General features: G+C 61.2%; 16 protein-coding genes, 1 tRNA gene and 3 pseudogenes. 12 read left to right on the forward strand and 8 right to left on the reverse strand.

Annotation, left to right across the window (positions count from 1 at the left end; genetic code table 11):
• Positions 1 to 11: 11 nt before the first annotated feature.
• A tRNA-Ser gene (locus AB4O12_RS07665) sits at positions 12 to 99 on the reverse strand.
• Positions 100 to 222: 123 nt separating this feature from the next.
• Between AB4O12_RS07665 and AB4O12_RS07670 the strand changes: the two genes are divergently transcribed.
• The gene (locus tag AB4O12_RS07670) at positions 223 to 894 is read left to right on the forward strand and encodes a Bax inhibitor-1/YccA family protein (protein ID WP_008006561.1); all 672 of its coding nucleotides are present in this window, start codon (positions 223 to 225) and stop codon (positions 892 to 894) included.
• Positions 895 to 959: 65 nt separating this feature from the next.
• On the opposite strand, the gene AB4O12_RS07675 is transcribed toward AB4O12_RS07670, so the two are convergent.
• On the reverse strand, positions 960 to 1,289 hold the full coding sequence (locus tag AB4O12_RS07675) for a YceK/YidQ family lipoprotein (RefSeq protein ID WP_130910296.1): 330 nt from the start codon (positions 1,287 to 1,289) through the stop codon (positions 960 to 962).
• A 59-nt stretch (positions 1,290 to 1,348) separates the two neighbouring features.
• The gene (locus AB4O12_RS07680; RefSeq protein WP_095179888.1) at positions 1,349 to 1,786 is read right to left on the reverse strand and encodes an Lrp/AsnC family transcriptional regulator; all 438 of its coding nucleotides are present in this window, start codon (positions 1,784 to 1,786) and stop codon (positions 1,349 to 1,351) included.
• Between the two features lie 147 nt (positions 1,787 to 1,933).
• Here AB4O12_RS07680 and AB4O12_RS07685 point away from each other — a divergent pair, with 147 nt between their 5' ends.
• Positions 1,934 to 2,827, forward strand: a complete 894-nt coding sequence (locus AB4O12_RS07685; RefSeq protein WP_460061176.1) for a DMT family transporter — start codon at positions 1,934 to 1,936, stop codon at positions 2,825 to 2,827.
• A 3-nt stretch (positions 2,828 to 2,830) separates the two neighbouring features.
• Here the strand turns inward: AB4O12_RS07685 and AB4O12_RS07690 are convergent, their stop codons facing one another.
• The 4 genes from AB4O12_RS07690 to AB4O12_RS07705 all read right to left on the reverse strand — a co-directional run bounded on the left by AB4O12_RS07690 (position 2,831) and on the right by AB4O12_RS07705 (position 6,975).
• The gene (locus AB4O12_RS07690) at positions 2,831 to 3,871 is read right to left on the reverse strand and encodes an FUSC family protein (RefSeq protein WP_095179892.1); all 1,041 of its coding nucleotides are present in this window, start codon (positions 3,869 to 3,871) and stop codon (positions 2,831 to 2,833) included.
• Between the two features lie 57 nt (positions 3,872 to 3,928).
• Positions 3,929 to 4,888 carry an HlyD family secretion protein gene (locus tag AB4O12_RS07695; protein ID WP_095179894.1) on the reverse strand — a complete coding sequence of 320 codons (960 nt, stop codon included), beginning with the start codon at positions 4,886 to 4,888 and terminating at the stop codon, positions 3,929 to 3,931.
• 2 nt (positions 4,889 to 4,890) lie between these two features.
• Positions 4,891 to 5,247, reverse strand: a complete 357-nt coding sequence (locus AB4O12_RS07700; protein ID WP_016774599.1) for a DUF3302 domain-containing protein — start codon at positions 5,245 to 5,247, stop codon at positions 4,891 to 4,893.
• A gap of 102 nt (positions 5,248 to 5,349) precedes the next feature.
• Positions 5,350 to 6,975, reverse strand: coding sequence for an NADP-dependent glyceraldehyde-3-phosphate dehydrogenase (locus AB4O12_RS07705; protein ID WP_457263268.1), 1,626 nt, complete (start codon positions 6,973 to 6,975; stop codon positions 5,350 to 5,352).
• A gap of 376 nt (positions 6,976 to 7,351) precedes the next feature.
• On the opposite strand from AB4O12_RS07705, the gene AB4O12_RS07710 reads away from it, so the two are divergent.
• The 10 genes and pseudogenes from AB4O12_RS07710 to AB4O12_RS07755 all read left to right on the forward strand — a co-directional run bounded on the left by AB4O12_RS07710 (position 7,352) and on the right by AB4O12_RS07755 (position 17,509).
• On the forward strand, positions 7,352 to 7,963 hold the full coding sequence (locus AB4O12_RS07710) for a transposase (protein WP_095179898.1): 612 nt from the start codon (positions 7,352 to 7,354) through the stop codon (positions 7,961 to 7,963).
• A 54-nt stretch (positions 7,964 to 8,017) separates the two neighbouring features.
• Positions 8,018 to 9,615 (forward strand): annotated as a pseudogene (locus AB4O12_RS07715) (ShlB/FhaC/HecB family hemolysin secretion/activation protein).
• A gap of 12 nt (positions 9,616 to 9,627) precedes the next feature.
• Positions 9,628 to 11,427, forward strand: coding sequence for a DUF2341 domain-containing protein (locus AB4O12_RS07720; protein ID WP_460061180.1), 1,800 nt, complete (start codon positions 9,628 to 9,630; stop codon positions 11,425 to 11,427).
• 11 nt (positions 11,428 to 11,438) lie between these two features.
• A complete protein-coding gene (locus tag AB4O12_RS07725; RefSeq protein WP_003201710.1) occupies positions 11,439 to 11,864 on the forward strand; it encodes an ExbD/TolR family protein in 426 nt (141 codons plus the stop codon).
• 3 nt (positions 11,865 to 11,867) lie between these two features.
• Positions 11,868 to 12,572, forward strand: coding sequence for an energy transducer TonB family protein (locus tag AB4O12_RS07730; RefSeq protein ID WP_460061183.1), 705 nt, complete (start codon positions 11,868 to 11,870; stop codon positions 12,570 to 12,572).
• 39 nt (positions 12,573 to 12,611) lie between these two features.
• Positions 12,612 to 14,310: pseudogene (locus AB4O12_RS07735) on the forward strand (putative porin).
• Positions 14,311 to 14,327: 17 nt separating this feature from the next.
• Positions 14,328 to 14,958 (forward strand): annotated as a pseudogene (locus tag AB4O12_RS07740) (DNA repair protein).
• Positions 14,959 to 14,975: 17 nt separating this feature from the next.
• Entirely contained in the window at positions 14,976 to 15,446 is a 471-nt protein-coding gene (locus AB4O12_RS07745; protein ID WP_150635405.1) for a YbjN domain-containing protein, read from the forward strand.
• Positions 15,443 to 16,384: a peptidylprolyl isomerase gene (locus tag AB4O12_RS07750; RefSeq protein WP_460061185.1), complete on the forward strand. Its 942-nt coding sequence runs from the start codon at positions 15,443 to 15,445 to the stop codon at positions 16,382 to 16,384. Before AB4O12_RS07745 ends, AB4O12_RS07750 begins: the two co-directional genes overlap by 4 nt.
• A gap of 144 nt (positions 16,385 to 16,528) precedes the next feature.
• Positions 16,529 to 17,509, forward strand: coding sequence for a substrate-binding domain-containing protein (locus AB4O12_RS07755; RefSeq protein ID WP_252878116.1), 981 nt, complete (start codon positions 16,529 to 16,531; stop codon positions 17,507 to 17,509).
• Between the two features lie 504 nt (positions 17,510 to 18,013).
• On the opposite strand, the gene AB4O12_RS07760 is transcribed toward AB4O12_RS07755, so the two are convergent.
• Positions 18,014 to 18,373 carry a DUF6124 family protein gene (locus AB4O12_RS07760; protein ID WP_095179914.1) on the reverse strand — a complete coding sequence of 120 codons (360 nt, stop codon included), beginning with the start codon at positions 18,371 to 18,373 and terminating at the stop codon, positions 18,014 to 18,016.
• Positions 18,374 to 18,737 lie beyond the last annotated feature (364 nt).

The following is an 18,737-nucleotide window of genomic DNA, read 5'->3' on the forward strand; positions in this document are numbered from 1 at the left end:
TCGTATAAAGATGGCGGAGGCGATGGGATTCGAACTCATGGACCTGTTACAGTCGACGGTTTTCAAGACCGTTGCCTTAAACCACTCGGCCACACCTCCGTTTGCGTTGCGGGCGCCATAATACCTGAATGAAACACACTGTCAAACTCTCTGCATGGCTTGTTACAGAGCGTCTGTTATGATCTTTGCGACTGAACGTTTCAAACCAACAGGAGTGTCGCCATGCGCGAACAGGATTACGCAGTTAATAACAGCGTGCAGGCTGAGCAGCTAGAGGTTAGCCGCGTCCTGCGCAACACTTATGGTCTCTTGGCTCTGACCCTCGCATTCAGCGGTGTGATGGCCTTCGTAGCCCAGCAGATGCGTGTCGGCTACCCGAACATTTTCGTGGTGCTGATCGGCTTCTACGGGCTGTTCTTCCTCACCAACAAACTCCGTGATTCCGCGTGGGGCCTGGTATCCGCCTTCGCGTTGACCGGTTTCATGGGTTTCCTGCTCGGCCCGATCCTCAACCGTTACCTGGGCATGCAGGGCGGCGCTGAAGTGGTCAGCTCGGCTTTCGCCATGACCGCACTGGTGTTCGGTGGTCTGTCGGCCTACGTGCTGATCACCCGCAAGGACATGAGCTTCCTTGGCGGCTTCATCACCGCAGGTTTCTTTGTCCTGCTGGGCGCTACGCTGGCGAGCTTCTTCTTCCAGATCAGCGGCCTGCAACTGGCGATCAGCGCCGGCTTTGTGCTGTTCTCGTCGGTCTGCATTCTGTTCCAGACCAGCGCGATCATCCACGGCGGCGAGCGCAACTACATCATGGCGACCATCAGCCTGTATGTATCGATCTACAACCTGTTCGTCAGCCTGCTGCAACTGTTCGGCATCATGAGCCGCGACGACTGATCGTAATGGCTGCAATAAAAAACCCGCTTCGGCGGGTTTTTTATCGTCTGGACAAAGGTGTCTGCTCAGTTGATGACGATGCTGCCGTCCACTTGCTGACGGTAGATCGTGTAGGGCAGCAGCAAGGTATCTAGGGCGCCGGAGACCACGGCGTCCACCAGCACCACCGGAATCGCCGCGTTGCGGTGATCATCGGGATCGATGCCTGAGGCCAGCGGAGCGTTCAGCGTGCAGAAGTCATAAGCGAGGCCGCTGTAGATTCTCGGTACCGCGCCGCAATAACTTTTCTGCTGCTTGAGTCCGTCAACGGCAGCCTGATCGTTGCGCGCTACTGTTTGAATCGTGCCACAGCCGCCGAGCAGCATGCCGGCCAGCAGTATTGCCTGAATTTTCATAGCGCCATTCCTTAGCCGCAAAAAAAACCCAATCTACCCTGATCATTGGTAAAAGACACCTACGCCATCGGTGGCAGTCGCCGCTTGACCGGGGTCTTCTTGACGATCGCGGTGTTGGTTTCGGCCAACGTATTCAGTCGGTCGAGCAGGGTATCGAGCTGCTCCATCGAGCGCACGTGCAGGCGGGCAATAAAGCAGTCGTCGCCGGTGACCTTGTCGCACTCGGTGAACTCCGGGATCGACATGATCTGCCGCTCAACCTCCTGCAGTTGCCCTGGCAGCGGCCGCACACGGACGATCGCCTGCAACTGATAGCCGAAGCATCTCGGATCGATCTCTACCGTGTAGCCCTTGAGCACGCCACGTTCTTCCAGACGCCGCAACCGCTCGGCCACGCTGGGCGATGACAGGCCGCTGATCTGCGCCAGCGCTTTGAGCGAGCGACGCGAGTCTTCCATCAGCGCGCTGATAAGGATCTGATCGATATCGTCAGTCACATTCAAACTCCGGATTAGGCGAAGGGCGCGAATCACCCTCGATAAAAAAGGCGAAAACCAAGTTTAGCCTGCTTTATGCGCTGGAGCAGCCCGAGGTGCGCTTGGCATACTTTTGCCATGCTTCGCTCACAGCCTCAGGAGAAGATGATGGACAACGCAATCCGCCGCGGTTCGCTGGAAATGACCGCCGCCATGCTGATATCCGGGACGATCGGCTGGTTTGTGCTGGTGTCCGGGCAACCGGTGCTGGACGTGGTGTTCTGGCGCTGCGTGTTCGGCGCCGGCACCTTGCTGTTGGTCTGCGCCGCGTTCGGATTCCTGCGTCCGGGGATGCTGACCCGCACAACGTTTCTGCTGGCGGTGCTCAGTGGAATGGCGATTGTCGGTAATTGGGTGCTGCTGTTCGCGTCCTATTCCCGCGCCTCGATAGCCATTGGTACGGCGGTCTATAACGTGCAGCCGTTCATGCTGGTCGGCCTGGCGGCGTTGTTCCTCGGCGAAAAAATCACCTTGCAGAAGCTGTTCTGGCTGGCGATTTCGTTCATGGGCATGCTGGCGATTGTCAGTGCCCACGGCACGCAAGGCGAGAGCGGCAATGACTATCTGCTGGGGATTGCCCTGGCGTTGGGCGCGGCGTTTCTGTATGCGATTGCCGCACTGATCATTAAGCGTCTGACCGGCACGCCGCCGCACCTGATTGCGCTGATACAAGTCTGCACCGGGGTGTTGTTGCTTGCGCCTTTTGCGCATTTCGATGCGTTGCCGCAGGGCGTCGATGCCTGGGCCAGTCTGCTGACTCTCGGGATCGTGCACACCGGTCTGATGTACGTTTTGCTGTACGGCGCGATTCAAAAATTGCCGACGGCATTGACCGGCGCGCTGTCCTTTATATATCCGATCGCGGCGATTTTCGTTGACTGGTTCGCCTTCGGCCATCGCCTCGAATTGCTGCAGTGGATAGGCGTCGCAGCGATCCTGCTGGCCGCCGCCGGCATGCAACAAGGTTGGGGCTGGAAAGCCCGGCGGCTGGCGGCGCAGTAAGGATCAGATGTTCCAGCGCGGTGCGGTGGCTGCCAAGCGTTGGCGCATCTCGCTGATATTGGCAGCGAGTTGTCGGGTCAGCATACGGTAGCCGTCGAGTGTATTGGCAACTGGCGCGTCGAGGTTCGCTTGCGGGAGTTCCATCGGCCGCTCCAGCCGTTGCGAGGCACCGGTCTTCAAGGCGCGAGCCATCCCGATCAGTTGCACGCGAATCTGCCGGTGTTCGGCCTTCAGCGCCGTTTGCAGATGTGCCGTGGCCTGCGGGTCACTTGCGTTGGGGCGGATATTGCCGAGGATCTCCAGCGTGCTGATGCACATGCGCAGGTTGCGCTGAATCGCGTCCAGCTCGGTCATGGAGATTTTCACTTCCTTGGACACCGACGGCATCAGCGAACGTAATTGCACCATCACCGCGCCGAGCTTGCTCATCAGCCGCACGTGTTCGTCGGCGCTGACCGCTTCACCGTTGATGATGCGCCCGTACACCGTGGCGCAATCGCGCAAGGCATCGGCGAGGTTGTAGCGCCACGAGTAGACCGCGTACAGCGGCAGGGCGAAGGAAAACGCCAGGGCGAGGGCGATGCCGATCAGGATGTCGACGCCGCGCCACAGTCCATCGGTGATCGGGTTGTCGCCATGCCCGGCGACGATGAACACGGTGATGGCCGAGAGCAGGGCGGTGTAGCCGCCCTTGCCAATCGCGTGATAGGAGAAAAAACCACAGACCACGGCCATGGAAAAGTAGGTCAGCCACGGCATGCCCAGCCACGCATGTTGCGCCACCAGTGCCAACCCGACTCCTGCACCGATCAAGGTACCGATGGCGCGCTCGGCGGCTTTTTTGCCGATGTTGCCGTGGTGCTGCAAACCGCCGATCACCACCAGCATGGTCACCGATGCCCATTCGCCGTGGGGCAGATTGATGCCAGTGGTCAGCAGAATCGTCGCCAACAATCCCAAGGCCACCCGCACGGAATGGATCAGTCGGGCGTGACGGTAGCGCCGATACGGGTCCAGTAACGGACGCAGGATACGGCGCAACAGCGGTGGCAGGCGGTGGGTGCTGTAAGTAGTCAGTGCGAACCTCGTGAGTCAGTCAAATCAGTGGAAGGGGAAAATGTAATTCATCCAGGCGGACATGCGCAGCAGTATTTTGCGCATCGCGCCGATGTGTTGAAAGTGCTTGCTGTAAAGCGCCGCTTGTCCATACGCGCCGCCCGGCATGAGCGCGCTGTATTCGGCGAACGCCGGATCGGTTATCTCGATGATCACTGGCACCCGTCCGGCCGGTGGCGAACCGGTGTAGCTGATCAGGGTACCGGAAGGTTGCACCTGGCCCTCGGCGATCACCCCGATCACACTTTTCACCCGACCGGCGAAGACCTTGCCGGGAATGCCGTCGAAGGCGACTTCGGCCTCGTCGCCCACGGTCAGACGCAGCAGGCTGTTCTGACGCATCCAAGCGGCGAAGTACTGACCTTCCTGCGGGATAAACACCATCGACGGGCGCAGCGGCAGCTTGCTCGCCATCATCCCCGGTCGCAGCGAAACGTGGGTGACGAAGCCTTTGCTCGGTGCTCGAACCACGGTGTTGTCCAGCTCGAACTGCGCATTGTCCAGTTGCGCCTGCAGATCGTCGGTGCGGGCGATGGCCGCGTCCAGTTCACGCTGGGTGCCGAAGTTGCGGCGAATCAGTTCGGTGATGCGGTAGCGGTCGCCCTTGGCTGCAACCAGTTGCGCCTTGAGCGATTTCAGGCGGTTCTGGAAAGGCGTGGGATCGATGCGAAACAGCACGTCGCCTTTTTCCAGGGGTTCGTTGCCCTTTACCGGTACGTCGATCACCTGGCCACTGATGATCGGAATAACCGGCACCGAGACGAAGTAGGAGCGCGCCACCTCAGAATAGGGATGGTTGTAGTTCATGGTGAAAATCAGCGCGCCGATGATCAGCACGCCACCCAGGACAGCGGTGGGCACCGTCCATTTGTTCAGCGGAATGCGGAAGATCTTGAAAATCGCGACGCAGAGCGCGGCATACGTGAGGATGAGCAACAGATCCATGCTCAGATCCCCCGGCTGTCAGATTGAGGCGCAACCGGCGACTGCGCTTCCAGCCGCTCGATTCTGGCTTGCAGCTCGACGACCTGCTGTTCCAGTTGATTGACGTGATTCTGAATGGGTTTGCCATCGCCGAAACCCCAACCGCGATCCTCGCGATAGGCCATCGCCCAGATCCACAGAAACGGCCACAGCGCATGCAAGGTGAACAGACTGACCCAGCCAGTGGCATGGATAGCGTCCTGGTGCGGGTGGTTGCGGTGGACAGCGATCTCGTACGGGATGTCATGCAGCACGATAATCCCGTAAAACAGCACGAGACCGACAAAAACCAACAGACCCAATGCGAAGTAATCGAGCATGGTCAGCCTCCCGGGCATCCAGCAATGCTGGGCTCAGTGTAGTCACTGAATTGCCGGGTAGCTGACGGATCGGCAGGATCATTCAATCCTGCCGATCACCCGTCAAAAGATGTAATCGGTGGTCAGGAAGCTCGAATCACGCCCGCGAATGATCTCGCTGATCAGGTCCTTGTTGCTCTCCTGGAATTTGGTCGCCACCAGGGTGCGGATCGAAAACACTCGCAATGCATCGTGAACCGACAGCGTGCCTTCGGCGGAGTTTTTGCGACCGTTGAACGGGTAAGTGTCCGGGCCGCGCTGGCACTGGGCGTTGAGGTTGATCCGCCCGACCTGGTTGGCGAAAGTGTCGACCAGCCGGCCGACCGCCACCGGGTTGGTGCCGAAGATGCTCAACTGCTGACCGAAATCCGATTCCAGCACGTAGTCGATCACCGTATCGAGGTGGCGGTACGGCACGATGGGCACGACCGGGCCGAACTGTTCTTCCTGATACACGCGCATCTGCGGGTTCACCGGATACAGCACTGCCGGGTAGAAGAACGAGGCGTGGGACTCGCCACCATTCGGGTTGACCACCTGTGCGCCTTTGCTTTGCGCATCCGCGACCAGACCGTGCAGATAGTCGACTTTGCCCGACTCCGGCAGTGGCGTCAGCGCCACGCCGCTGTCCCACGGCATACCTGGTTTCAGCGTGGCCAGTCTGGCGTTGAATTTCTCGATGAAGCTGTCGACCACGTCTTCATGGACGAAGAGGATTTTCAGTGCGGTGCAGCGCTGACCATTGAACGACAGCGAGCCGGTGACCGCTTCGCTGACGGCGTTGTCGAGATCGACTTCGGGCAAAACGATTCCCGGGTTCTTTGCATCCAGACCGAGAGCGGCGCGCAAACGGTGTGGTTTCGGGTGCAGCTTCTTCAGGTCGCTGGCAGCCTTGTTGGTGCCGATGAAGGCGAAGATGTCGATCTTGCCGCTGGCCATCAAAGCACTGACAGTCTCGCGGCCGCTGCCGTAGATGACGTTGATCACGCCGCTCGGGAAGCTGTCGCGGAAGGCTTCGAGCAACGGGCGAATCAGCAGCACGCCGAGCTTGGCCGGTTTGAACACCACGGTGTTACCCATGATCAGTGCCGGAATCAGCGTGGTGAAGGTTTCGTTCAGCGGGTAGTTGTAAGGTCCCATGCACAAGGCGACGCCGAGCGGCACGCGGCGGATCTGCCCGAGGGTGTCCTGCTCCAGCTCGAAGCGGCTGGAGCGGCGGTCGAGTTCTTTCAATGCGTTGATGGTGTCAACGATGTAATCGCAGGTGCGATCGAACTCTTTTTCCGAGTCCTTGAGGTTCTTGCCGATCTCCCACATCAGCAGCTTGACCACGGCTTCGCGCTGCTCGCGCATGCGGCCGAGGAATGCTTCGACGTGCTGGATGCGTTCGGCCACGCGCATGGTTGGCCACAGGCCTTGGCCGCGATCGTAAGCGCGAACGGCAGCGTCGAGGGCGGTGAGGGCGGTGTCGGCATCCAGCAGCGGCGTGCTGCCGAGGATCACCTGTTCTGCACCGTTTGCGCTTTTCAGATAAACCGGGCTGCGCACCTGCGCGAGCGGGCCGTCCCAGCGGCGCAATTGGCCATCGACCAGGTATTCACGCTGCTCGACCTGAGCGTCGAGGCGATATTTTTCCGGGATGTCGCTGACCGAAGGGAACAGGTTGCCAAGGATGTTTGCTGTGGTCATGTCACTACCCTGTGTTGAAGTCGGCGTGCCGATTGAAAGTCTTGTGAAGGTTATACGCCTGAACGGGCCGGGATTTAACCCCGTGAATGTCACGCGAATGTCACGCAACGGTGCAACCACAGTCCACCTTGTGGGAGCGAGCCTGCTCGCGAAGGCGGCGGCACATCCAACATCCTCATCGCCTGACACAGCGCTTTCGCGAGCAGGCTCGCTCCCACGGTCGATCATCTACATCCGTCAATCCATCTTCGGTAATGAAGCTTTTATGACAAAAGTTCGGTAGCCCTTTGCCAGTCCGGTCATGCCTGTGTAACGCGCTTGAGGGGCCTTTCGGGGCGCACTTTGCAAGCCGAGGCGGGACGCCGGGAGTGAGGCAATGGGGACTATGGAACGCTATTCGAAAGTGGGCATGCAGGAGCTCGATCAACGCCTGTCGAAGATCGTCGAAGCCGCGCGCAAGAAGCCGGTTTCGGTGTATCGCTACGGCGCGCCGTGGGTCTGGATCGTCTCGCAGGATGACTGGCAGGGCGCTTTGAAAGAAGTGTCCAGCTACATTCCGCCGGGCCATTCGCTGGTGTTGCTGCGCCCGCAGATCGACGATCTGCTCGACGCCCACCAGGACCTGCTGCGCGACCTCAACGCCGCGCCCGGCATGCTCATTCCCGCGCAGACGGTGATGCACATCCTGCTCCTGCAATTGCTGTATTCGGTGCCCAGCGAACAGCAGCTCTATGAACAGCTCAATTACAACCTGCTGTTCCGCTGGTTCGTCGGTCTTGGCCTGAACCAGAAGGTCTGGAGTTTCACCGCCCTCAGCCGTGACATCGCCACGCTGCTCAACGAGCCGCGCGCGGTGCTGCTGATTCAGAAAATCATCGGCGAAGTGTTCTGCGGTGCCTTGCTGCAAATGCCCGAGTTCTCGCTGAACTTTGCGCTGTTGCACACCTGGCTGGGCAAGCACGCCTGCGCCACAACGATCAGCAATTGACGCAGCACACCGGGCGCTAACGCCCACAGGTCATCGCGAATTTCAGGGGGTAATGTGGAACGGATTTTCACGTCACGGCTGGCGCTGTGGGGCTGGCTGCTGGTGACGGCGGGCGCGCAGCCAGCGCTGGCCGAGGAGGGCACAGAAGCGCCCGCCGCGCAGCGACTGGTCGACGTCAACGAATACTTCGTGCGCGGCAATACCGTGCTCGATGCCCGCGCGATCGAAGAAGCGGTGTACCCGTTTCTCGGCCCGCAGAAAGCCTTGAGCGACATCGAAGGCGCCCGTGATGCGTTGCAGAAGGCCTACCAGGAACGCGGCTATCAATCGGTGTTTGTCGAGCTGCCCGAGCAGGCCGTGGCCGATGGCATCGTCTATCTGCAAGTCAGCGAAACCAAGGTCGGCCGGGTGCGCGTGGTCGGCGCCAGACACTATTCGCCGCTGGACATTCGCGACAACGTCCCGGCGCTGAAAGAAGGCGAGGTGCCGGACTTTGCCAAGGTCCGGGCGAACTCGCGCAGCTCAACAAGACCCCCGGTCGCCAGGTCATGCCGCTGGTGCGCGAAGGGCAGCGCCCCGGAACCATGGATGTCGACTTGCAGGTCGAAGACCAGAACCCGTGGACGGCCAGCGTCGGCCTCAATAACGACTACAGCGCCGACACCGAAAAGCTGCGCAGCGTCACCAGCCTCGGTTACAACAACCTCTGGCAACTCGGTCACAGCGTCAACCTGACGTTCTTCACCGCGCCGCAGGAAACCGACAACGCCAAGGTCTGGTCCGGGTCCTACACCGCGCCGCTGAGCGAGCGCTGGAGCTTGCAATTCTCCGGTTACCAGTCCGACAGCAACGTCGCCACCATCGGCGGCAGCAACGTGCTCGGCAAGGGTCACAGCTACGGCGTCGCGGCAATTTACACGCTGCCCTCGAGCGGCAATTGGTCGAACTCGCTGTCGGCCGGCATCGACTTCAAGGACTTCGACGAGCGCCTGAGCCTGTCCGGCGAAAGCGACAAGGTGCCGCTCAAATACGCGCCGTTCACCTTCGCCTACAACGGCTATCGCTACAGCGAAAAGAGCCAGCTCGGTCTCGGTCTGAGTCTGGTTGCCGCCACCCGCAGCGTGTTCGGCTACGGCAGCGACGACGAAGACTTCGACTACAAACGCTATCGCGCCAAACCGGGTTTCGCCGTGCTCAAGGGCGACACCAACTACACCTGGACCTTCGACAGCGACTGGCAGAGCGCAAGCAAAGCCGCATTCCAACTCGCCTCGGGGCCGCTGGTTTCCAACGAACAATTCTCCGCCGGTGGCGCCACCTCGGTGCGCGGCTATCTCGCGGCTGAACGTACCGCCGATGACGGTTACCTGCTCAGCCAGGAATTGCGCACACCGTCGCTGGCGAAATTCGCCGGCACGTGGATGCAGGACTGGCGCTTCTATGCCTTCGCCGAAGGCGCGCAGTTGTACCTGCGCGACGAACTGCCGGATCAGGACGCCAATTACGCCCTGGCCAGCGTCGGCCTCGGCACCCGCGCCAGCCTCAGTAAATGGCTGTCCGGCAGCCTCGACTGGGGCTACCCGCTACTCGAAGGGCCGAACACCTCAAAGCAGGAATCGCGCCTGCACTTCAACCTTCAAGCCACTTTCTAACGGAGCACGTCCATGCAACGCCTCTTCCTTTCGTTGTTGATCTGCCTGGGCTTCGTGCTCCCGGCCACGGCTCAGGCCTGGTGGCAGGACGACTGGCATTACCGCAAACAGATCGCCGTCGACACCACACCGCAGGGCGCGGCGATCAATCAGGCCCTTGGCCGCACCGCGCTGCTGGTGCGCCTGCACACCGGCAACTTCACCTTCGACGGCGTGAAAGAGGACGGCTCCGATCTGCGCTTCGTCGCTGCCGACGACAAGACCGTGCTCAACCACCAGATCGAAAGTTTCGACGCGCTGATGGGCATGGCGCTGATCTGGGTCGATGTGCCGAATGTCGAGGGTGGCCAACGTCAGGACATCTGGATGTATTACGGCAACCAGAAAGCCCCGGCTACCGGCAACGGCCAACTGACTTTCGATCCGAATTACACCGCGCTGTATCACTTCGACGGCGCCACCGGCACCCCGGCGAAAGACACCACGGCGTACGGCAACACCGCGCAAAGCGCGACCGGCACAGCGATCGATGGCGTCGTCGGCCGTGCGTTGCAGTTCAGCGGTCAACCGTTGCTGCTGCCGGCCAGTCCTTCACTGCAACACAACGCCGGCAGCGCGTTCACTTTCAGCGCCTGGCTGCGTCTGGATCAGGCGAGTGGCGAGCAACTGATTCTCGCTCGACGCGAAGGCTCGCAGAGCCTGCTGATCGGCGTTAGCCAAGGCCTGCCGTTCGTGGAAATCGACGGCCAGCGCGCCGCTGCCACCCAAGCGCTGGCGCCGGGGCAATGGCAACACCTCGCACTAACCGCCGAGGGCTCGAAAGTCACGCTGTACGTTAACGGTCGCGAGAGCGCTGCGTTGGCCCAGGCGATGCCGGCGTTCAACTCGGTCATGGCCATCGGCGCTGATCTGCAGGAAGGCGCGTTGCAGCCATTCTCTGGCGCCATCGACGAACTGCGCCTGTCGAAAATTGCCCGACCTGCTGCGCTGTTGCTGGCCGATGCCACCTCGCAAGGCGCCGAGTCGAAACTGGTCGCTTACGGCGTCGATGAAGAACAATCCGGCTTCGGTTTCGGCAGCCTCGGCTTCCTCCTCAACGCGGTGCCGATCGACGCTTGGGTGATCATCGCCGTGCTGGTGCTGATGATGTTCCAGTCGTGGATCATCATGCTACGCAAGAACCGCAGCCTCAGCCGCGTCACTGCGGCCAACGAAGACTTTCGCGTGCAATTCGCCAAGGTCGGCACGCGTCTGGAGATGTTCGCCGACGACGCGCAACTGGCTCAGCGTCTGCAGCATTCGTCGCTGTGGCGCCTCTATCTGGTGGCGGTCAAAGAGATCCGCACCCGCCGCGAGCAGGGCGCCGATACCTCGTCGGTCTCTGCCGCGACCATCGAAGCCATTCGCTGCTCGATGGATGGCGTGCGCACCCGCGAAAACCAGCAGTTGAGTTCGAAACTCTCGACCCTGTCCAACGCCATCGCCGGTGGCCCGTACATCGGCCTGCTCGGCACGGTGTTGGGGATCATGGTGGTGTTCCTCGGCACGGCGATGGCCGGCGACGTCAACATCAACGCCATTGCGCCGGGCATGGCTGCCGCGTTGCTCGCGACCGCTATGGGCCTGTTCGTCGCGATTCCGGCGCTGTTTGGCTACAACCGCCTGATCACCCGCAACAAGGAAGTCAGCGCCGACATGCGCGTGTTCGTCGACGAGTTCATCACCCGTCTGGCGGAGATGCACGGCGAGAGCCAGTTCAGTGAGTCGTCGCACCAGCGCGGCCATCACGCCAACCACTCTGTACCGGCCTGAGGAGCACTGCCATGGCGTCCGTAAATGCCTCCCACGACGATGATGACGATGCCGCCGTCGACAGCATCAACATCACTCCGCTGGTCGACGTGCTGATGGTGGTGCTGGTGATGTTCATCCTCACCGCCACCGCGCAGGTTTCCGGGATCCAAATCAACCTGCCCAAGGCCAGCGCTTCGGTGTCGCTGTCGGAGGCCAAGACCAAGGCGATCTCGGTCAACGACGGCGGCCAGGTGTTTCTCGATGCCTATCCCGTGACGTTGGCGGAGCTGGAAGAACGCCTGCGCATCGAGAAAGCGCAGAGCCCGGATTTCCCGGTGATCGTGCGTGGCGATGCGACGGTGCAGTACCAGAAAGTCATCGAAGTGCTGGATCTGCTGCGCCGGCTCGAACTGTCGCAGGTCGGTCTCGTCACCGGCAAACCGAGTCAGGGCTGAGTCATGACCGCACAACTCCCGATCGAGCCGCCGCCCGTGAAAAAGTCGTCGTTGCGCTATGTGAAGTGGGGCGCCGGATTGCTGGTCGGCGCACTCGCCGCGTGGTTCCTCTGGCAGTGGGCCAACGACATGGCCGGCGTGCGTCGCGAAGCGCCGAAGGTGCCGACGATCATTCCGTTGCCGCCACCGCCACCACCGCCGCCGGAGAAACCGCCAGAGCCGGAAACGCCGGTGGAAGAAAAAGTCGTCGAGCCCGAGCCAACGCCGGAGCCGGAGGAGGTCAAGCCTGAAGAAGAAGCACCGCCATCGCCGGCGGACGACCTGGCAAACCCGATGCAAATGGACGGCGACGCGCAGGCCGGCAGCGACGCTTTCAACATCGGCGCGGGCAAGGGCGGCGGCATGGCCGGTGCTGGCGGCGGGCGTTTGGGTACGGGCACGTACAGCCAGTTTCTCGCGTTCACTTTCCAGCGTTTGCTGCGCGAGAACCCCGAGCTGCGCAACCTCGCATTTTCGCTGCAGGCCGATGTGTGGCTGAGCAGCGTCGGCGAGATCACCCGTGTCGAGCTGATCAAGTCCAGTGGCAACCCGCAAATCGATACCCAGGTGCTGGCCGCTTTACGCGGTGCGCCAGCCCTCAGCGAACGGCCTCCGGCCTCCATCACTTTGCCCGTGCGCCTGTCCCTGCAAGGGCGGCGTCCGGGTTAATTCACTTATTCAAGCTTCGGCAAAAGGAGTTGTGTGCAGATGATTTCCAACCTGAATCGATTGTCCCTCGGCGGTCGGCATGGTCATTGCGACCCTGGTCGGGCAGGCCGTGGCAGCGCCTGCGCCCTCGGAGAACGCCACGATCAATCTGATCCGCTTGCTGGTCGAGCAGGGCATTCTCAAGCAGGACAAGGCCGACGCGCTGATCGCCCAGGCCCAGAACGAAGCGGCGCAGGCCAAGCAGGCTGCCGCGTCCACTGCCGTAGCGGCCGGGCCGGTCGCCGCGCCGGGGGATGTGCGCGTGCAGTACGTGCCGGCAGCGGTGCGTGACCAGATCCGCGATCAGGTCAAAGCCGAGGTCATGGCCACCGCCAAACAGGAAAACTGGGCAGCACCGAATACCTTTCCGGACTGGGCCTCGCGGATCAGCTTCGACGGCGACATTCGCCTGCGAGACGAATCGCGTTACTACTCGGGCAATAACAGCAACGAAATCGTCGACTTCGCCAAGCTCAACAACAATGGCCCGTACGACGTGAACCCCAACAGCAGCACCAGCCTGCCGCCGTTGCTCAACACCCGTGAAGACCGGGAAAACCTCTTTCGCCTGCGCGCTCGCCTGGGCATGAAAGCGGTGATTTCGGAGGAATGGACCGCCGGCATTCGCATCGGCACCGGTTCGGACAACAACCCGGTATCGACCACGCAGAACCTCGGCGGCGGCTTCGCCAAGAAAGACATCTGGCTCGATCAGGGCTATCTGACCTGGAAGCCAATGGACGAATTGACCCTGGCCGGCGGGCGCTTCGCCAATCCGTTCATGTCCACCGACATGCTCTATTCCAATGACCTGAATTTCGACGGTGTGGCGGCGATTTTCGACCACAAGCTCAACCGCGATTGGGGGGTGTTCGGCACCGTCGGCGCATTCCCGGTGGACTACACCAACGACACCTCCAGCAGCAACGGTTTCGACAAGGAAGAGAGCGACAACAAGTGGCTGTACGGCGCGCAGCTCGGCGCGAAATGGGCGATCAATAGCAACAACCGCCTCAAAGGTGCGCTGGCCTATTACCGCTTCGACGATATTCAGGGCCAGCGCTCCAGCCCTTGCGAACCGTGGGCCGGCGCGCCGGGCTGCGACAGCGACGGCACCCGCGCGGCGTTCATGCAGAAGGGCAACAGCGTGTTCCTGCTGCGTGACATCACGCCAAACCCGCTCAACCCGAGCACTACGCCGCAGCCGCAATTCGTCGGCCTCGCGTCCGAGTTCAACCTGCTCGATCTCAACGTCGTGTGGGACGCCGACCTGCCGCAGGACTTCAAACTGCGCAGCCAGGGCCACTACATCCACAACCTCAGCTACGACGAAGGCGACATGCGCAAGCGCTCCGCCGGGCAGATCGTCAACAACCTCGACAGCAACGGCGAGATCGAAAGCGGCGCCAATGCGTGGATGGTGCAGTTCACCCTCGGCAACGCGCTGGACCTCAAACGCAAGGGCGACTGGAACCTGTTCGCCGGCTACAAGTACATCCAGCCGGACGCCTTGCCCGACGGCTTCAACGACTCCTCGTTCCACCTCGGCGGCACCAACGCCAAGGGCTATTTCATGGGCGGCAACTACGGCCTGGCGAAGAACGTTTCCGCCACGGGTCGCTGGATGAGCACCGAAGCGGTGTACGGCGCACCGTTCGACATCGACGTCTTGCAGCTTGAGATCAACACGCGCTTCTAAGGCGCCGGGAGAGCTTTATGAACACGCGTTTTCTCGCGCTGGGCCTGGGTTTGCTGCTTGCCACCGGGGCGAGCGCCGAAGGCATGGAAGAACGCTTGCGCACGCAATTGCGCAGCACCACCCAGCAATTGCAGGCCTTGCAAAGCCAACAGGCCCAGGCCAGCGCCGCGCAACTGGCGGCGCAGAACGAAGTCAAGGCAGCCCAGGCGCAAATCAAGCAATTGACCGCCGAACTGGCCAAGGCCAAAGGCCTCGCCGAGCAACTCGCCGGGCAGCAACAGAGCCTGCACAGCCAGGCTCAGGCGCAAGTGGCGGCCAGTGCCGAGCAAACCGGCAAGTTCAAAAAAGCCTATGACGAATTGTTGGTCCTCGCTCGCGGCAAGGAAGCGGAACGCTCGAAGCTGCAAGCACAACTGGCGGAACGTGACACACAAGTGCAGCAATGTTCAGCAAAGAATCAGCAAATGTACGGCGTCGCCAAACAGATCCTCACGGCCTACGAAAACATCGACGTCGCCGAAGTGATGAAGATCCGCCAGCCCTTCGCCGGCAGCGCCCGGGTCAAGTTCGATGAACTGGCCCAGGGGCTTCGGCGACGAGCTGTACAAAACCCAATCCGACGCGCCGCAAGCCGCGATCGCTCACTGATAACAAGGAAGAAAGACATGACTCAATTGATCACCCACGTTTCCCCGCAATCGCTGACCGACGTCCTGCAAGCAGCCGGTTATCGCGTCAACCAGAGTGAACAGAACGGCATCGTCCAGCTGCTCAGCGCCAGTCAGGGCATCGGCTACGCCGTGCGCTTCGGCAACCCGGCGGTGGAGCAGGGCAGCTTTGTTGATTTCACCTTCAGCTGCGCGCTGCGCGTGCAGGGTGATTTGCCTCAAGGCGTGGCCGAGCAGTGGAACGCGACGCGGCGGTTTGCACGGTTGTCGTTGCAGGGCGAGTTTCTGCTGATGGAAATGGACGTGGTCGTGGCCGCAGGGGTGAGCAACGAGCACCTGCGCGGCAACCTGGAGTTGTGGGATCGCCTGTTGCAGGAGTTCATCGTTTACCTGCGCGATTTCAGCCAGACCACTGCTGTGCAAGCCGCCAAGTCCGCTGTCGCCGAAGCAGAGGAAGCCGCGCTGTGAAGAAGCCTGCCATGGTGATCGGCGCCGGAGCGCTGGCGTTGTTGGTGGTGGCCGTGGCGCTGGTGCTGCGACCGGGAAGTGATCCGGTCGCCGCCCAGCAGCCGTCGCCGTTGCCGGCGGTTGCAGCCGGGCCAGCAGTCGCGCGGTTGGGCAATCAGCAGGTTTCGCCAGAGGAATTGCAGGCCCTGCTGGCCACTGTCCCGGCGCAAACCCGCGAGCAATTGCGCGGCAACCGTGAGGCGCTGGAGCGCTGGATTCGTGCGCGACTGGCCGAAAAAGCCGTGCTGGAACAGGCCGATGCGCAGGGTTGGGCGCAGCGTCCGGACGTCGCCCGGCAGACTCGCGCAGCGACTGAGCAAATCGTGTTTCGTGATTATTTGCGCTCGGTGAGTCAGGTGCCGGCGGAGTATCCAAGCGCAGCTGAATTGCAGCAGGCGTACGACGCCGGCAAGGCCAATTGGCAGACGCCGCCGATGTACCGGGTCAGTCAGATTTTCCTTGGCGTCAGTGACGCAGCGAATGTGGAAACGGTGCGCAAACAAGCCGCTGAATTGAGCAAGAAGGCGCAATCAGCACCGGCTGATTTTGCGGCGCTCGCTACGCAATATTCGCAGGATCGAGTCACAGCAGAGCGGGGCGGTGATACCGGCCTGCAACCGTTGCAACAGCTGGTGCCGGAAGTGCGTGGCGCCGTGGCGCGGCTCAAGGTGGGCGCCGTGTCAGATCCTGTGCAAAGCGCCGACGGTTTTCATGTAATCAAACTCACCGAACAGCAACCGGCCCGCACCGCGACGCTGGAGGAACTGCGCGACCAACTGACCCAGGCCCTGCGCGCACAACGCCAGGAACAGATCGCCCAGGCTTATCTGGACGGCATGCTCAACACCGCCACCCTGAGCATCGACGGTGCCGAACTGAACAAAGTGATAGGTAACTGACACACAGTGTTTCTGTAGGAGCTGTCGAGTGAAACGAGGCTGCGATCTGTTGATTTTGCTTTTAAAGATCAAAAGATCGCAGCGTGCCGCAGCTCCTAAAAGATTTGCGTAACGACACCACATTAGATCGACAGGGAGTCATCAATGTCATTCACCGAACCCGCAGGACGCTCGGGCACTGCTGATTTCCAATCGCCCCCATCCCGCTCCGAACCCTGGCTAAACCAGGCCGCGACCATCGACAGCGAAGTCGCCCAATACTTCCTGGTCAGTGCTCGCTGCGGCTGCTTCATGCAAGCCGCGCGCAGCCTCAACGTGCGCTCAACTGTATTGCGCAAACAACTCGCGCAACTCGAACAGCAACTGCAACGCAGCCTGTTCAGCTTCCAGGGCAGCGCCCTCAGCCTGACCCGCGAAGGCCAACAGTTGCAGGCCCGACTCATCACCCTGGCCCACGAACGCAAACTCCCGGTCCTCGAACAACCGCTGATTCGTCTGGCCGTCGCCGAATCCATCCTCCACGACATCCTCGGCCGCGACCTCATCGCACTGCTGCGGCGCAATGCCAGTTTGCGCCTGGAAATCATCGCGCTGGACAGTGAGCTGGCCCTGCGTGCGGTCAGTGCCGACATCGTCCTCTGGCTCGCAACCGGGGACACCCCAAATCCCGGCCCCACCTTCGCCACCAGCGAACCGCAACACCTCGTGCGGATCGACTATCTGCCGCATATCGCCAAGCGCTACTCACGAGTGACAGCGCGACCGGAAACGCCGGAAGATCTGGCGGATTTCATGCTTGTGCAATGGCAGCATGACCGACATGTTGAGAGCTTTCGGCCTTGGAATGAGTTGGTCGAGCAGCGCTTGGCCGGGGTGGTACAGATGCAGTCTTATGAATTGATGCTCGAGATGATCCGCTGTGGCGCCTGCATTGGCTTGCTGCCGGCATACATGAGCCGCTTCGACCGTGGCCTCATCGCACTGCCCGGATTATTCGCCGAACCGATGCAGCTACACGCGTGGCTCGCCGTCAACACCGACTCGCAAAACTCCCCCGAAATCAAAGCCCTCACCGACCTCATCCAGCAAACCTTCAACGAACGCCACGAATGGTTCCAGCCTTAACCCGACCCCCTGTAGGAGTGAGCCTGCTCGCGAAAGCAATCCGCCAGTCGAAGCCTCAGTAACTGACCCACCGCCTTCGCGAGCAGGCTCGCTCCCACAGGAATCTTCATTGCTTACGCGTTGATCGTTCCCACGCTCCGCGTGGGAACGCAGCCCGGGACGCTCTGCGTCCCCACCAGAGCTGGAACGCGGAGCGTCCCTTGAGGCATTCCCACGCAGAGCGTGGGAACGATCATCAACTGCACCCGTAACTGAATAAACCGATCAACAGTGGAGCGAGCCTGCTCGCGAAAGCAATCCGCCAGTCGAAGCCACAGTGACTGACAAACCGCATTCGCGAGCAGGCTCGCTCCCACAGGAATCTTCATTGCTTACGCGTTGATCGTTCCCACGCTCCGCGTGGGAATGCAGCCCGGGACGCTCTGCGTCCCCACCAGAGCTGGAACGCGGAGCGTCCCTTGAGGCATTCTCACGCAGAGCGTGGGAACGATCATCAAAGGCCCGCTACTGCGGCAACTCCAGATTGTCAAGCACCCGATTCACCGCCAGTTCGCCGAGCATGATCAACTGCGCAATCCCCATCAGCGTTCGGCGCTGGGATGGCTTGACCAATCCGGCGAACTCCTGGGCGATGGTTTTGGCCGAGGCGAGGGTTTCGCAGGCGTTAGCCAGCAGGTCTTCGTTTTTGGTGTCGGCGGTGACGGCGTACATGGCGCGGGGGCTGAACGGCGGTGGGGTCGAGCCGGGTGGGCAGAAGTAGTGGTCGAGGGCGCGGTCGGCGGCTTGGTGAAGTTTTTTTGAGTCGAGGGATTCGTAGGGTGAGGTGGGGTCGGATTCGGGTGGGTTGGGTGTTGGTTTGATCATGGGTGAAGCCTCTAGAGTGGTGAAGCTGCCACCGTTCGCTGCTAACGAAGGAGGTGGCGGCTGTACGTGGGTTAGCAGACCAGGACTCTAGAACCCGGCGCACCGAAGTGCCCCACGCAAAGCCGCCATAACGGCAAGACCTTGTGCGTCTAGAGATAACCCGGGCTGCTAAACCCGATCACTGAACATTCAGCGACCGCACCACAATAGAACCCGCCCCCAAGGCGCACAAGCCGGCGGATTCTGGCGTAGCTGTAGGCCATGGCGCAAGAATTTGTAGCCTGGAAGGCGTGTCAGCGCGTGTCTTTTTAAACGCCTGGTTTAAATCAAAAAATTGCGCCAAACCTGACGGCCCTTTCGCGAT

The sequence above is a fragment of the Pseudomonas sp. S2_A05 genome, assembly GCF_054668485.1.